19 protein-coding genes and 1 pseudogene are annotated in these 12811 nt (G+C 63.8%); 4 read left to right on the plus strand and 16 right to left on the minus strand.

The genetic code is table 11. The features are described from left to right. Positions 1–29: 29 nt before the first annotated feature. Entirely contained in the window at positions 30–1190 is a 1161-nt protein-coding gene (locus B2V17_RS04495) for a hypothetical protein (RefSeq protein WP_292995644.1), read from the minus strand. 49 nt (positions 1191–1239) lie between these two features. After that, positions 1240–1494, minus strand: a complete 255-nt coding sequence (locus B2V17_RS04500) for a DUF5654 family protein (RefSeq protein WP_292995646.1) — start codon at positions 1492–1494, stop codon at positions 1240–1242. 113 nt (positions 1495–1607) lie between these two features. Here B2V17_RS04500 and B2V17_RS04505 point away from each other — a divergent pair, with 113 nt between their 5' ends. Further along, complete coding sequence (locus tag B2V17_RS04505) at positions 1608–2360, plus strand: sulfite exporter TauE/SafE family protein (protein ID WP_292995648.1); 753 nt, start codon at positions 1608–1610, stop codon at positions 2358–2360. Here the strand turns inward: B2V17_RS04505 and B2V17_RS04510 are convergent. From B2V17_RS04510 to B2V17_RS04525, 4 genes are all read right to left on the minus strand, one after another. Then, a complete protein-coding gene (locus B2V17_RS04510; protein ID WP_292995650.1) occupies positions 2357–2839 on the minus strand; it encodes a hypothetical protein in 483 nt (160 codons plus the stop codon). The genes B2V17_RS04505 and B2V17_RS04510 overlap by 4 nt on opposite strands. Positions 2840–2954: 115 nt before the next feature. Then, on the minus strand, positions 2955–3401 hold the full coding sequence (locus B2V17_RS04515) for a hypothetical protein (protein ID WP_292995652.1): 447 nt from the start codon (positions 3399–3401) through the stop codon (positions 2955–2957). A gap of 73 nt (positions 3402–3474) precedes the next feature. Continuing rightward, positions 3475–4707: an MFS transporter gene (locus B2V17_RS04520; protein WP_292995653.1), complete on the minus strand. Its 1233-nt coding sequence runs from the start codon at positions 4705–4707 to the stop codon at positions 3475–3477. Next, positions 4704–5297: a GNAT family N-acetyltransferase gene (locus tag B2V17_RS04525; protein WP_292995655.1), complete on the minus strand. Its 594-nt coding sequence runs from the start codon at positions 5295–5297 to the stop codon at positions 4704–4706. The genes B2V17_RS04520 and B2V17_RS04525 overlap by 4 nt, the downstream gene beginning before the upstream one ends. A 54-nt stretch (positions 5298–5351) precedes the next feature. Here B2V17_RS04525 and B2V17_RS04530 point away from each other — a divergent pair, with 54 nt between their 5' ends. Together B2V17_RS04530 and B2V17_RS04535 are read left to right on the plus strand one after the other, a co-directional pair. Beyond that, positions 5352–5846, plus strand: coding sequence for a hypothetical protein (locus B2V17_RS04530; RefSeq protein ID WP_292995657.1), 495 nt, complete (start codon positions 5352–5354; stop codon positions 5844–5846). Between the two features lie 3 nt (positions 5847–5849). Further along, positions 5850–6152, plus strand: a complete 303-nt coding sequence (locus B2V17_RS04535) for an alkylphosphonate utilization protein (protein WP_292995659.1) — start codon at positions 5850–5852, stop codon at positions 6150–6152. 4 nt (positions 6153–6156) lie between these two features. On the opposite strand, the gene B2V17_RS04540 is transcribed toward B2V17_RS04535, so the two are convergent. After that, positions 6157–7086, minus strand: a complete 930-nt coding sequence (locus B2V17_RS04540) for a hypothetical protein (RefSeq protein ID WP_292995661.1) — start codon at positions 7084–7086, stop codon at positions 6157–6159. A 221-nt stretch (positions 7087–7307) separates the two neighbouring features. Here B2V17_RS04540 and B2V17_RS04545 point away from each other — a divergent pair, with 221 nt between their 5' ends. Then, positions 7308–7664 (plus strand): hypothetical protein, encoded by a 357-nt coding sequence (locus B2V17_RS04545; protein WP_292995663.1) that lies wholly within the window; start codon positions 7308–7310, stop codon positions 7662–7664. Between the two features lie 65 nt (positions 7665–7729). Here B2V17_RS04545 and B2V17_RS04550 read toward each other — a convergent pair whose 3' ends face one another. From B2V17_RS04550 to B2V17_RS04590, 9 genes and pseudogenes are all read right to left on the minus strand, one after another. Continuing rightward, positions 7730–8203, minus strand: a complete 474-nt coding sequence (locus B2V17_RS04550; RefSeq protein ID WP_292995665.1) for a hypothetical protein — start codon at positions 8201–8203, stop codon at positions 7730–7732. 37 nt (positions 8204–8240) lie between these two features. Further along, on the minus strand, positions 8241–8810 hold the full coding sequence (locus B2V17_RS04555; protein ID WP_292995667.1) for a mannan-binding lectin: 570 nt from the start codon (positions 8808–8810) through the stop codon (positions 8241–8243). Between the two features lie 120 nt (positions 8811–8930). Continuing rightward, positions 8931–9233 (minus strand): addiction module antidote protein, encoded by a 303-nt coding sequence (locus tag B2V17_RS04560; protein WP_292995669.1) that lies wholly within the window; start codon positions 9231–9233, stop codon positions 8931–8933. Positions 9234–9287: 54 nt separating this feature from the next. After that, on the minus strand, positions 9288–9578 hold the full coding sequence (locus B2V17_RS04565; RefSeq protein ID WP_292995785.1) for a type II toxin-antitoxin system RelE/ParE family toxin: 291 nt from the start codon (positions 9576–9578) through the stop codon (positions 9288–9290). Positions 9579–9852: 274 nt separating this feature from the next. Next, on the minus strand, positions 9853–10398 hold the full coding sequence (locus tag B2V17_RS04570) for a hypothetical protein (RefSeq protein ID WP_292995671.1): 546 nt from the start codon (positions 10396–10398) through the stop codon (positions 9853–9855). 3 nt (positions 10399–10401) lie between these two features. Further along, complete coding sequence (locus B2V17_RS04575; protein ID WP_292995673.1) at positions 10402–10590, minus strand: hypothetical protein; 189 nt, start codon at positions 10588–10590, stop codon at positions 10402–10404. Between the two features lie 112 nt (positions 10591–10702). After that, positions 10703–11491, minus strand: coding sequence for a TIGR04255 family protein (locus B2V17_RS04580; protein ID WP_292995675.1), 789 nt, complete (start codon positions 11489–11491; stop codon positions 10703–10705). A gap of 218 nt (positions 11492–11709) precedes the next feature. After that, entirely contained in the window at positions 11710–12279 is a 570-nt protein-coding gene (locus B2V17_RS04585; RefSeq protein WP_292995677.1) for a hypothetical protein, read from the minus strand. Further along, positions 12272–12565, minus strand: a pseudogene (locus B2V17_RS04590) (phosphomethylpyrimidine synthase ThiC); the annotation flags it as partial. The gene B2V17_RS04585 and the pseudogene B2V17_RS04590, both read right to left, overlap by 8 nt. Between the last annotated feature and the right edge of the window lie 246 nt (positions 12566–12811).

A 12811-nucleotide genomic window follows, 5' to 3' on the forward strand; every position in this document is an offset into this window, starting at 1 on the left:
TTCTGGTCCCGGATGGTTTCGGGCCGAACCTAGCCAAGCTCTCCGGCCAGGTCGAGCAGCTTGAGCATCACCGCGCCGCCGCATTGCTTGGAGCGGGCATTGGGATCGAACTTGCCATCTGCAACGAACTTGCCGCGGCTGTACAGCGAGGAGAATGACCACAGATAGGGGCTGGCCCGCCCGGCCCGGCGATAACCGAAACCGTTGTAGGCTTCGAGCCGGTGCAGCATGCGCGGCACCGACCAGTCGCTCTGGCCGGCGAAGCCAAGCAGCCGCAACGCATCGGCCGCGCTCGATTCCCAGTCGCTTGGCGGCAGCCAGACCGAAGGCCGCCCGGCCGGAACCTGACGGGTTCGCTGGCTTAGTGGGAAATCGCCGTTGTGGAGGTGCGCGCGAAAGTTGAAGCTTGCTTCCAGCCCGTGAATCGCGGCGATGAACGCCCAGGGAATGGCGAAGCGTTTGCCAAGCCGTTCATAGCGGGGCCGGGCCTGCTTCATCTGGGCCAGATGCCAGTCCGTACTTTCCTTGTATTCCGGACGCAGCCGCGCGGCGGCGAACCAGGCAGCATATTCATCGGCCAGCGCGTCGAATTTGATCGCGGTCGTGACCGGCGGCAGCGCGGTTTCGATCGGCGGGGGCGTGGTGCCGGGCAATTCAATCGGGCCAGTGATGACCGGCTGCGGCTCGACTTCTTCGGGTAGCAGTGGCGCGGCCAGCCGGGCCGGGCGGTAAGCGGACGGGAAAGACAGCCCGGCATTGGCCTGAGCCGACGCAGGGGAGGAGAGGCTTTCGCCGAACCATGCGTCGGGCGGATCGTATTCACTCCGATGGAGTTTGGCGAGCAGGCCGCCGGCCCGCTCGGCCAGCAAGGGCGCGCGGCGCTCTGACCGGTCGATCAGGGCGACCAGCCGCGGCATCGCGATCTGGTAAAGCTGGTCGGGCGAGACCTGCAGCTGGCCTTCGTGGAACGACAGCGGCGAAGCGGGCAGGCGCAGCGCCTTGGCCTGCTGCTCCAGCTGGGCGATCTCGCCGATCAGGCCGACTGCTTCGAGCGCTTCGCCCGGAACCAACGAGCGCAGCGGCGCGGGCAGTTTGGATTCCAGCACGCCGCGCAGATCCGGTGCGGCCAGCGCGGCGGCCATCGCCGCGCCGCCGGTCAGGAACTGGCGCCTGTCAGAGCGTGATTGCATCGACTCGTCTCCGGGGCGAAGTCTAGCACTGACAAGCGCTTATGCCGAGTCAGCCTTCGGCTTCGCGCTCGAACGCAGCGCCGCCGCCGACCTTTGCGGCCAATCGGCCCAACATCGCCAGCACCACCACTGCGATTACGGTGGCGAGAATGGCATAGGTGTAAAGCCCGGCCAGGTCCTCTCCCAAACCCATTAAGGCCAGTGTGGTCTTGATGGCTTCGTTCCAGGCGAGTGCCGCCACCAGCCCCAGCGAGGCAGAAGCGAGCGAGATCATGGTTTGCACCATTGCGCGCGGATCGGTCATGGTAATGCTCCCCTTGGTCAGTAAAATCCGCCGGTCAACCTATTCGCAGCCGCGCGCCGGGCAAGCCGTCAAATGCGCTTGCGCACAGGGAATTTCCGTGGCTGGGGTGCAGGATGGACTTACTGGCCGATCCCTTCACCCTGACCATGGCGGTGCTGGCCGTCATGATCCTTGGGCTCGCCAAAGGCGGTTTTTCCGGACTTGGCGCGCTGGCGACGCCCTTGCTGGCGCTGGCCTTGCCGCCGGTCACCGCCGCTGCGGTCTTGCTGCCGGTGTTGCTGGTCCAGGATGTGGTCAGCGTCAGGTCTTACCGGAAAAGCTGGGACGGCTGGATCATCGCCTGGATTCTGCCCGGCGCGCTGGTCGGGGTGGCGCTGGCCGCACTGCTCGCCTCGGCCGTGCCCGAGGAACGGCTGCTGGTGGTGCTCGGCGCGATCACCCTGGCCTTCGGGCTCTACCGGTTGTGGATCGAGCGCGGCGGGCGGATCGTTGCCGCTTCGAATTCGCCCGGCTGGGTCGGAACCCTGTTCGGAGTAGCGACCGGCTTCACCAGCCAGATCGCCCATGCCGGCGGGCCGCCGTTCCAGATGTGGGTCACCCCGCGCCGCCTGCCGCACCAGACCTTCGTCGGCACCAGTTCGCTGACTTTCGCCGCGATCAACTGGATGAAGGTGCCGAGCTACCTGCTGCTCGGTTCGTTCGACCGCAGGGTGCTGGAGGCTTCGGCACTGCTGGTGCCGCTGGCGATCGTCGCGACCCTGGCCGGGGTCTGGCTGATCCGAAGGCTCGACAGCGCACGATTCTATACGCTGATCTACCTGCTGATGGTCGCGCTGGGGGCACGGCTGATCTGGCAGGGTTTCTAGGCTATTCTGCCGAGTAGCCCGCTGGCATTGCGGGCCAGGCTGGGCGAATCCATCGCCCCTGCCTCACGCGCGACGCTGGCGGCCGTACTGCAGAACTTCGCCGGATTGCGCTGGTTCGAAAACCGGTTGTAAAGCTGCGTCTGGTGGCGATCGAGCCCCTTGCCGTAGCGACGCTGCTCATTGCTGTAGGCTTGCGCAAGCAGCGCCTTGTGGTGCGAAAGCAGGCGCGCATAATGTGCTGCAACCGGGGTCCGCCCGCTTCCCCGGCAAGACAGCGCCGCAACGTTGAGCCCGGCGCGCAAGTGCCAGACCGCCTCGCTTGGTTCGACCTGCGGGGCCGGGCGCATGGCCTGCGTTGGGGGCGGGGCCGAGGTCGCGCGCGGTGGCAACGAATAGCCGCCGTTGACTTGACGATGCGGCTCACCGGCACAGCCGGCCAGCGCGGCCAGCAGGCCGATGGCGAGTGCGACCCTCGACATAACCCTCTCCCTTTTCCCGAGCCTGTGATGCGCGCCGACGGACCGGCGATCAAGCTGGAGGGAGAATGCCTGCGTCTGGTTGCCCCGCGGTTGCGGTGAATGCTGAATCGCGGATTCAGGCTGCCGATTGGCGGCCCTTGATCAGGCCAATCAGCACCAGCGCGATCCCGGCAATCGTCGCCAGGGACAAGGCGATCAGCAGAGCGGCCACAAGACCTTCCCGCCATGGCGCGGCGCTGTGTCCGGCCCCGGCGATAGGCATGGTCTCGCTGCCCGCGCCCCACATGGCGGCCAGCAAGGTGGCCAGCCAGTTGGCCGTGAAGCCGAACCCGAGCAGGCCCACGGCCCAGCCCCCGGCCCTTGGCGAAAGCCGCACCATGGGCCAGATCGCGGCCAGGGCGAGCAGCAGCGTCCCGCCCATCATTCCTGCGAGATGCGAGGACAGCCCCATCCGCGGATTGGCCATCTGTCCCGAAACCAGCCCGGTCAGCAGGCCAATCAGGACCAGAGCCGCACCCAGTATCGCCAGCTGCCGCGCAGATTTACCAGAATTCAGAGCCATTGCCCCGCTCCCCCCAGGTTCGGATATTGCGCCGACTATGCCGGGAAACGGGCAGCGTTGAAAGATGAGGGCTTCAATTGTCGCGGACTGGGCTGGTGCTGTCCATCTGGGGCGTAGTTTTGAGCAGGGCCAGCGCGGCCAGCGTGATCAGTGCGGCGATCGCATAAGGTACGCCCGGGAACTGGAACGGCGCGGCGGGAGAGGTGAACCAGGCCATCGGCCAGACCAGCACCATCGGGCCCAGGATCGATCCCAGACCCATCATCATCGCGGCGAGGCCCTGCACCTCGCCCTGCGTTTCCGGAGTGGCCCGGCGCGAAAGCATGGCCATCAGGCTTGGCTGGACCAGCGATTGCACCGCTACCGCCGCCAGCAGGGCGAAGGCGAGCGAGGTCGTCGAGGTGAAGGCATAGCCAACAAATCCGGCTCCGGCCCCGATCATCCCGACGGTCGCCGCGCCGCGCTCACCCAGACGCCGCACCACGCGGCCGGTCAGCAGCGTCTGGCTGATGGCAATAACGATCCCGACCGCAGCCAGGCTCAGCCCGATCATCTGGTCCGACCAGCCCAGCGCGGCGATCCCCCAGAAGCTCCAGGTCAGCGGATAGACCAGGCTGGCGAGCTGCCACAGCAGTAGCACAAGCGCGATCCGGCGCATGCCCAGCGCTTGCCCGGCGGTCTTCCACGCCCCGAACGGGTTGGCCCGGGCGAGGGTGAAGCGGCGGCGCAGTTCCGGCTTCAGCGTTTCGGGAAAGGCGACCAGGCCATAGAGGAAATTGCCCAGCGACAGCGCGAGGGCGACCCAGAATGGCGCGCGTTCGCCGTACTGGGCGAGGAGTCCGCCCAGCGCCGGTCCGGCGACAAAGCCAAGCCCGAACCCGGCGGAAACCAGTGCGAAATTCTTGGCCCGATCCTCGGGCGCGGTAACATCGGCGATGGCGGCCTGGGCCGGTCCATAGGAGCCGCCGAAGACGCCGGTCAGCACGCGTCCGATCACGATCAGCGTCACGCTGCCCGCTACTGCCAGCACCGCATAGTGCGCCGCCATTCCGCCCAGCGCGATCAGCAACACGCGCCGCCGGCCGAACGAATCCGAGAGGTTCCCCAGGATCGGCGCCGAGAAGAACGCGGCCAGCGCCATCAGCAGGCTCATCCAGGCACCGATCTCGATCGCGGCGTTGAGCTGGATATCGCCGACCCGCATCAGCAGCCGCGGCAGCACCGGCATGATCAGTCCGAAGCTCATCGCATCGAGCAGGATCGTGGTGAAGACGAACGGCATCACATGGCGGCGCGGCTCGATCATCGGCCCGTTGCCATGGTCCAGAAATGGGGTCCGCCACCCGCGACGTCCCATTCGCTGATGATCGCATAGCCAAGCCGCTGGTACAGCCCGACATTGGAGGGGGTCGCCGTTTCCAGCACCGAAGGCACTCCGCGTTTCGCGCCCCGCGCCAGTCCGGTGCGGATCATCGCCCCGCCCAGGCCCTTGCCCTGGTGCTCGGGATGGACCCCGGCCATCTTGAGATAGATCCACTCCTCGCCCTTCGGGAGGTGCGTGGTGATCCCGTCATCGGTCCGCAGTGCACGCGGCAGGTGCCTTCCGAAGATCGGCAGGAAGCGCACCGCGCCCGGATGCCACAGCGGTTCGTGGTAATGGACCCGGCCCGGCTCGCGCCACAGCGTCACCGCCGAAACCTCGGGCGTGCCCAGCACCAGCCCGATCTTGAGATGCTGATCGACCATCCAGCCGATCAGCCGCGCCAGCCGCCGCGCCCGGCTGGCCGGATCGGGCAGCATGTAAACCATCGCCGGATCGTCGTGAAAGGCCGCGGCAAGTGTCGCCACCGCACGGTCACGGTGCGCCGCGCCCAGCTGGATGATCTCGGGTTCCATCGGCTTGACCTGCCAGCCTTGCAGGACGAGGGCAACCGCCCTAACGAATTGGCCATGGCTTTCCGCTCGTTCCGCCCGCGTCTGCGCGCCTTTCAGTCGATGCGCGGCTCACCGCCCGATCCGGGCTTCGTGGCCGATCTGGAGTTTCTGGAGAACCGCGATCTGGATCTGTCGATCCGGCTTGGCGCGATGCTCGGCTTCAATGCGCTGCTGATCACCATCGGCACCCATCCGGTCTCGGCCAGCCCCGGCGCGCCGCTCAGCCTCGATGCCGCCAGCCAGCCGCTGCTGACCCTGCTCAGCCTCGTCGGGCTGCTGCCGATCGTCGCGTCTTGTGTTTTCGCGCTCAGGGCCTTGATGCTGGGCGAAGAGTTCGACAGCGAAGGAATTGCCGACGACGACGCAGCGCGGCAAAGGCTGTTCGCGACCTTCATCCATTCGATCGACGTCCAGGCCCGCTATCTCGGCCTCGCCATCCGCTCCACTCTCGCTGGCGGAGCACTGACCATGCTGTGCTGGGCCGCCATTCTTCTGGTCAAGATCGGATAAGCGATGAGCGACGAAGACTATGTCTATGACGAAGATAGCGGCGAATGGCTGCCGGCTTCGGAACTGGCGGCCAAGCGCGCTGCCGAGGATAGGGTGGAAGTGCGCGACGCGGTCGGCAATCTGCTGGCCGATGGCGATGCGGTGACGCTGATCAAGGACCTGACCGTCAAGGGCGCAGGCCAGACGCTGAAGCAGGGCACAGTCATTCCCTCGATCCGCCTGACCGGCGATGCGCAGGAGATTGACTGCCGTTATCCCGGGATAAAAGGCCTGGTCCTGCGCGCCGAATTCGTGCGCAAGCGCTAGGTTTTCAGCCCCGGCCGAGCAGCCGCCGCATCAGTCCCGGGGTTTCAGTCACCTCATCGATTGCCTCGGCTTCGGCGCTTTCGAGGCGGCGGCGCAGCGCTGTGCCGGCCGGGCTGACATCGTCTTCGGCTACCAGGCGGCCGCGCTGGATCAGGTTGAACCGCGACAGGACCGGCAAGGCATCATCTTCGGCTTCGTCCGCGTCATTGACTGGCTTTGCCGCCGGAGCCTGGCGAACCACCGGCCAGTGGACCGAGACCACTTCAGGGCGCATGTCGATCATGCCGGAAATTACCGGGATCGTTCCGCCCAGGCCATGCCGGTCCAGTTGGACCGCAACCGCCTGGTGAAAGCGCAGCGCGCGCCACCAGCAGCCCAGCACGAACTCGACATAGCGCAGCGGAGCCGGGGCGGCATCGTTCTCGCGAATGAAGTGGCGCTGCTTGTGATGGATCAGCGCGGTATTGAGCTCGTCGAGCCCCTCGATCTCGAGGAACGCCTCCAGATCCTCGTCGCGGCCGGCCCAGGCCGGGCTCTCCTCGCGGCATTGCTGCAGTGCTTCGCCCGGCTCGGCCCGGGACCAGTCCCAGGCTTCATCGGTGTAAAGGCCCAGCATCATGTAGGGGCGGTGCGTTGACCCCTTCTCGAAGGCCAGATCGCTTTCGTTGCCCATGGCCACGGTTGCGCCGGTGATCGCTTCGCCTTCGTGAGCGGCCACGGCATCGGCGAGCTCTTCCCAGCCGATGATCGCGACCCGGTCGAGGCTGGCCTGGCGGCACAGCCGCATCATCTCGCCGCCGGTCTGGACCAGCGCGCTGCGCAGGATCCGCTCTGCCTCGGCCAGCTCGCGCCGCTCGAACAGGGCGCGCAGCGTCTCTTCCCAGGCGGCTTCGCCTGCGGCGCTGGCAAATGTGGTTTGCAAGACGTGAGTCATGCCCGTTCCCTTCACGGCTGGGCCCCAAGCCCCGCCTTTGCGCGCAGGGTAAGGCAAAATGGTCAGCGCCCGGTTAACCGCAGCAAAATTCCTGCCCGGCTGCCGCCTGCTCAGCGGCGGGGCGCCAGTCAAATTTCCCCCGCGACGCTGCCGTTTGGCCGTGTTAGGCTTCGCGCGCCGGGGCAATCGGGCGATACGGCGCAGCGGGGGAAATTCCGGAAATGAGCGAATGGAAAATGGCCAGCGCGCCGTACAGCGACGGCGCGCGCGACCTGACGATGGACCTTAATGCCGATGGCGTATCCGGCACGATCGCGGGCAGCGTGGTGTTCAAGGGCACTACCTTCACCGTCTCGGGCGTCTGGGCCGCCGCCGGCAGCGAGCCTGACCGCGACTATACCGTGATCGGCCTGTCCGGCGCCAATGCATCCAGCCCGACCCGCACCATCGCCCTGGTCGCCACCGTGGTGATGGGCGGCGGCTCGGCCCAGGGCATGGACGTCAACCTGGTCACCGCGTCCAGCGCGGATGACACCGAACGCACCTGGGGCGGGGCGGTGCAGGCGATCTCGTACTGAACCTGCCGCGGCAGCGCGGAAGTTCACACAGTTCACAGGGTCCATGGCGCGGGAAACACCCTGCGTCATTCCGCGTCACCCGCTGTCACCGGGTGTAACCCTGCGTCACCCGGGGTGATCGGCGCGGCGGCCGGAGGCAGCCCGCGCCCGGCCCGCTCGGCCATGGTCCAGAGCACGGCCAGCTCGGGCCGCCGCGCCCGCAGCCGATAGGCCGATTGCCGGCTCATCCCCGCCGCCGCCACCGCCGCGCCGACCGATCCGGTGGCATCGAGCATCGCCAGAAACACCTGCAGCCGCAGCGGCGTCCAGCGCCGTGGGTGGAGCGGGTGGATCGAAGGGTGCTGGCGGGGCGGGCGCTGAGAATGGGCTGGCATGGCCCGGATTAAGGCAGATTCGCGCGGTGTAGGAAAATGGATTTCAGGCGATGCGGTGCGGCGTTGGCCCGCCACGACCAGCTGGGCATCGCTCGCCAGCAGGGCATGGCCGTTGATCGCCCCGATCTCGGCAAGCCGCAGCGCGGCGGATCGGGCCGTCTGCACGGCTCCGACCCTGCCCCGCCTTTGCTTCGCTGCTGCCCTAGTCGGCGATTTCGCAGACCGACATCCGGCCTTCCTGGGTGGTGCGCCATTGCCCGGTCCAGCGCCCGCCGACGGCATAGGCCGCGACCGGGCATTTGTTCTGGGCGTCGGCCTGGTTCCAGATCGGCCCGGCGTTGACCAGGCGAACCCGCGGCGGCGGGGGCGGGGGAGGCGGCGGCGGAGCGCTGGCCATGCCGCCCCCGCGGCTCGCCCCGGTAATATCGTAAAGATCGCTGCGCGGACCGCCGCCGGTGCCATAGCTGATCTTGCGGCGGAACAGGTCGAGCTGGATCTGCACGTTGCGGCTGGGGTCGTTCAGATAGACCGACCATTCGTCGCGCTGCATCTCGGCAAAGCGGAACGCCACCTGGCCGCTCCGGTTGAGCTCGGCCCAGCTGCCGTCGGCCTGCCGGACATACTGACCGCCGGCGAACCAGACCGTCCGTACGTTCCAGCCGTTGACGTCGGTCCCCGGCTGCGCCGCAACCGGCCCCGCCGCCGCCAGCATCAGACCCGCACTGCCCAATCCCGCCAGCGCAAGCGCCAGCGCACCATGAATTGCCTTCATTCCGGAATTCCCCGTTGTGCCGACGTTGCAGCTGCTTGCGCCTCGTGACCGCAGCCTAGACGGAGCCGTGTGATTGGCAAGTGTGGTGGGGGAGGGGGTGTTAATGCTTCAAGCGAGGCGTCAGGCTGCGTCTTTCAGATCAGCCTCACACTTCAGCCGCATCCCCAGCGCCGCCATCACCTTGAGCAGCGTGTCGAGCGTCGGATTGCCGTTCTCGCTGAGCGCCGTGTAGAGCGCCTGGCGATTGACCCCGGTCTTGGCGGCCAGCTTGGTCATCCCTTCGCTGCGTGCGATTACCCCCAGCGCATGGGCGATATAGGGCACATGCCCGCTTTCCAGCGCATCGTTGAGCAGATCGATCACGCCATCGGGCGTGGTGATGTATTTGGCCGCATCGAACGGCGTGGTTTCAAGCTTTGCCATCATCAATTCCTTTGCCCTGTACTTCCCAAGGGACGGGCTGCCCCTCGCCTGATTTCAAATTTCCTTCGCCAAACGCTTCGCCAGCTTGATCGCCCGATCCTGCCCGCGCTTGTCGCTGCCGCACAGCAGGAACACGATCACCCGGCCGCGGATCGTGTAGTAGAGCCGATAGCCCGGCCCAAAATCGACCCTGAGCTCGCTGACTCCGTCACCAACCGTCTTCCAATCGCCCAACAGCCCTGACCGCACCCGAACCAGCCGCGTGGCGATCTTCTCCTTGGCCCGCACGTCGGGCAAACCATCGAGCCATTCGGCGAACTCGGCGGTTTGCTCGATCTGATATATTGTCGGTTATACACGACGAATTGGAGTTTGGGTCAAGGGATGTGCCTGGAGGTTTGGCGAATTGTAACCGAAATCCAGGTGCCCCCGCATCGTCATCCGACATCGGGTCGGTCGATCTGGCGAGACGACCTTGAACAGCCGGGGGCTGTTCAACCCGTTGCCCTCGACCCGGGATCCCGCTTCCTTCTGCGACGTTGGAATAGGCAGCTGGACCCCGGATCAAGTCCGGGGTGACGAGTTGGGTTTGGGGGTTGTTGCGGCTGTCACCGTTACCCTAAGCTGTAAATCTATGGGGAACAGGAAGTAGGACGCGAGACAGAAAATTAGCGAACCGGAGTTGAAAATTCTCCCGATACATGTCGTTTAGGATGCAGCGCCGCTGAACCTCCGCAGCGTTGATCTGACGATAGAGTTCGTTCGTTGCTAAGCAAAAAACAGACCTGAAGTCAAAAGTCAGACTCGGCAACCCAACGGCGGCAGAATCTCTCTCGGGGGGTACCGCAGAGAACAATTGAAACCGCTCGTTCTTGTTATTCTCGACGGGCTTCCAAAGATCCCGACCGCCGATGCTAGCTTTTATGGATGTTGATAGCTGACCTTCAATCAACAGGATATACTCTAGATTACCAGCGAGGCCAGATTTTCTCTTATCAAAATCTTGCAAGAGATCGCAGTCTTGATTGACTATTATAGCATATCTCTTAATTTTGGGCTGCACCTCGTCTTCTTGGGGCAGATAGTCATGAATTGTCAGTCCGCTAAGAATCTCACCTTGGCGAAGTTCCAAATTACCGGAAGGGGAAAATGCCTCTACCGCCATCCGTCAATCTGCAGAAAACACTTCAGATTCGCTTGCTTCGCGAATCCTTTTTGCCTTCTTGCGCTCTAACAGTCCATATACGCCAGCGTTCTCGACCTCGAGTGATCGATAGTGCTGATGAATATCCATTAGAGTTGACGCTGCTTCTTTAACAGCATTGTCGCCCAAATAAGACAGAATATAGAGGGACACAATTCTCGAATACGCGGCATCTGTCAGATGCTCAAGCCTATTGTGGTCACCCAAACTCACATTTGCAGTGCAAAGAACTCCGCCATGAGAATCGTCGTCCCAGCTGTGAAAGCTAAGGTGCCCGCGGTCCCAGAGCGTCGTGCAGTCGATCTCTGATCGCCCACCGAAATGCCCTACCGATGCGCCGATTATAGATGGCAAAGAGGTTGTGAACTTCGCACGCCTCAATTCGTCCACCGCGATAGAAGTCGAAGTCAATGATGTATTGGGTTTCATCGGAATCATCCGTTTCTACAATGCCATGTTGAAAGAAAAGTCCATCTCCAGTCTCATGATCCAAGCATCTCACCTGATGCTGAGCTTCATCTACCAACCCTTCCCAATCAGAAGACACCAGCTCAGACACAACTGGTTCTGACAGCAGTTCAGACCAAGCGATTTCATCCAGACCTAGCGAACTTCTCGTAATTACATTGCGGTATCTTAGGCCAATCCTGTTGTAAAATACTGGTCTATAGAGCTCGCTTAGTGCTGCAAATGCTGCTTCACATGTATCCCAGAACACCTCCCACCGCGCGTATGCTTTCGTCGAGATTGTAAGTGCATCAGCGAGGAGCGTGACTGATACTACATTATCTTCGTCACGAAATGTATACCCCGTACCGGCAGTTGGTGCTCCGATCGCCTGGAGCAATTCCTGCGGAATCTGCTGCGCCGCCCGACTGGCAGATCGCTCCAATATGGGGAGCCGATCTCGCAGCCGCTCTTGAAAATCAGCTGGCGGCTGCGCTTCAATTTTCAAGATTGTTGGGTAGCGAACCTGACAAATGACCTCGCGCAGCGGATTTCGCTCATAAACGGTTCGTGGCGCATCTGGAAAAAGATTATCAATTCCAGGCATCTATTTTCTTTTCCAACGGGTTTTCCACATTCTGGATATCTTCATGACGAATGCAGATTGCAAGGTCTAGTCTGAAATTGTGTTTTTCCAGAGCATCAGCACCGGCTTCGCTGCCTCACCTGGCTCGGTGCAGTGGGCGCTGCGCGGGTTACGGTGACAGGTCGTAAACCCCCAAAACGCCCAGTGAATTAGATCTTCGGCCAACTTCGCCTGGAAACTCACCCAACCACCCGCACCAGCACCGTCCGGTTCCGCACCAACCACTCATCCTTGGCATCATCGGTAAAATCCACCTGCTTCTCGGTGGTCACCCGATCGCCCTCCCGCGTGGTCACTTCGCGGATGCGGGCCGGGCGGTCGTCGTCGCGGCCCTGGGTTTCGGAGACCAGCACCCAGTGCGCCGCGTCGGTTCCGGCCTCGAGCCGCAGCTTGGCCGCTTCGTGTTCGGCGGGGCGGCCGGCGCGGTAGGTGCCGGAATATTCGGTGGTCCCGTCCCTGGCGAGCAGGCTGACCGAGGTGATCCAGACCGTGCCCGCCTTGGGCCCATCGTCATAGGCACTGGTGCGGATCTGAGTGACCCCGTCGCTGACCATCGTGATGGTGGTCTTGAAGGGGATGCCTTGCCACTCGCCCGACTGATAGTCGCGGTATTGCAGCTGCGCATTCCATTCGCCCGCCAGGCTGGCGCGGGCCTGGGCGACAGTGAGCGCGGGCGCGACATTCTCCGCGCCCGCGCCGGTTGCCAGTGAGAGCAGCAATGCGCCCGCCAGTGCCGCAGCCTTAGTCATGCTCCCGGTCCCCAGCCCCCATGTACAGTTCCCGCCCGGTCTCGTCATAAACCTTGCTCATCTGCGCCATCCCCGCCTCGGCCTCTTCGGCGGCCACGAAGGTATCGCTGTCCTGGTTCTGCAACCGGGCAAACTCCCGCACTTCCTGGCTGATCTTCATCGAGCAGAACTTGGGCCCGCACATCGAGCAGAAGTGCGCAGTCTTGGCGCCTTCGGCCGGCAGCGTCTGGTCGTGGTATTGCTCCACCGTGTCCGGGTCGAGCGACAGATTGAACTGATCGCGCCATTAGGCAGCCCAACAAACCCGACAAGTTCTGTTACATCTTACACGCTGCGCAGCGGTTAGCGATGTTGCCGTCCTGCTACTCGCTCGGCGAATTTTTTGTCGGCGATTCCGTTTCGTCGGTCAGATTGACGCCCAAACCATGACGTTCCCGGCCATGTGCGCAAATCGTACCATTGTTACTGGTATTGCTGCAAAGACCGCTCGCCTCACCCCAATATTCGGGGCAACTACAAGAGCTGCATCCAT

Origin of the sequence: Novosphingobium sp. UBA6272, assembly GCF_002440635.1 — a bacterium.
Classification (GTDB): Bacteria; Pseudomonadota; Alphaproteobacteria; order Sphingomonadales; family Sphingomonadaceae; genus Novosphingobium.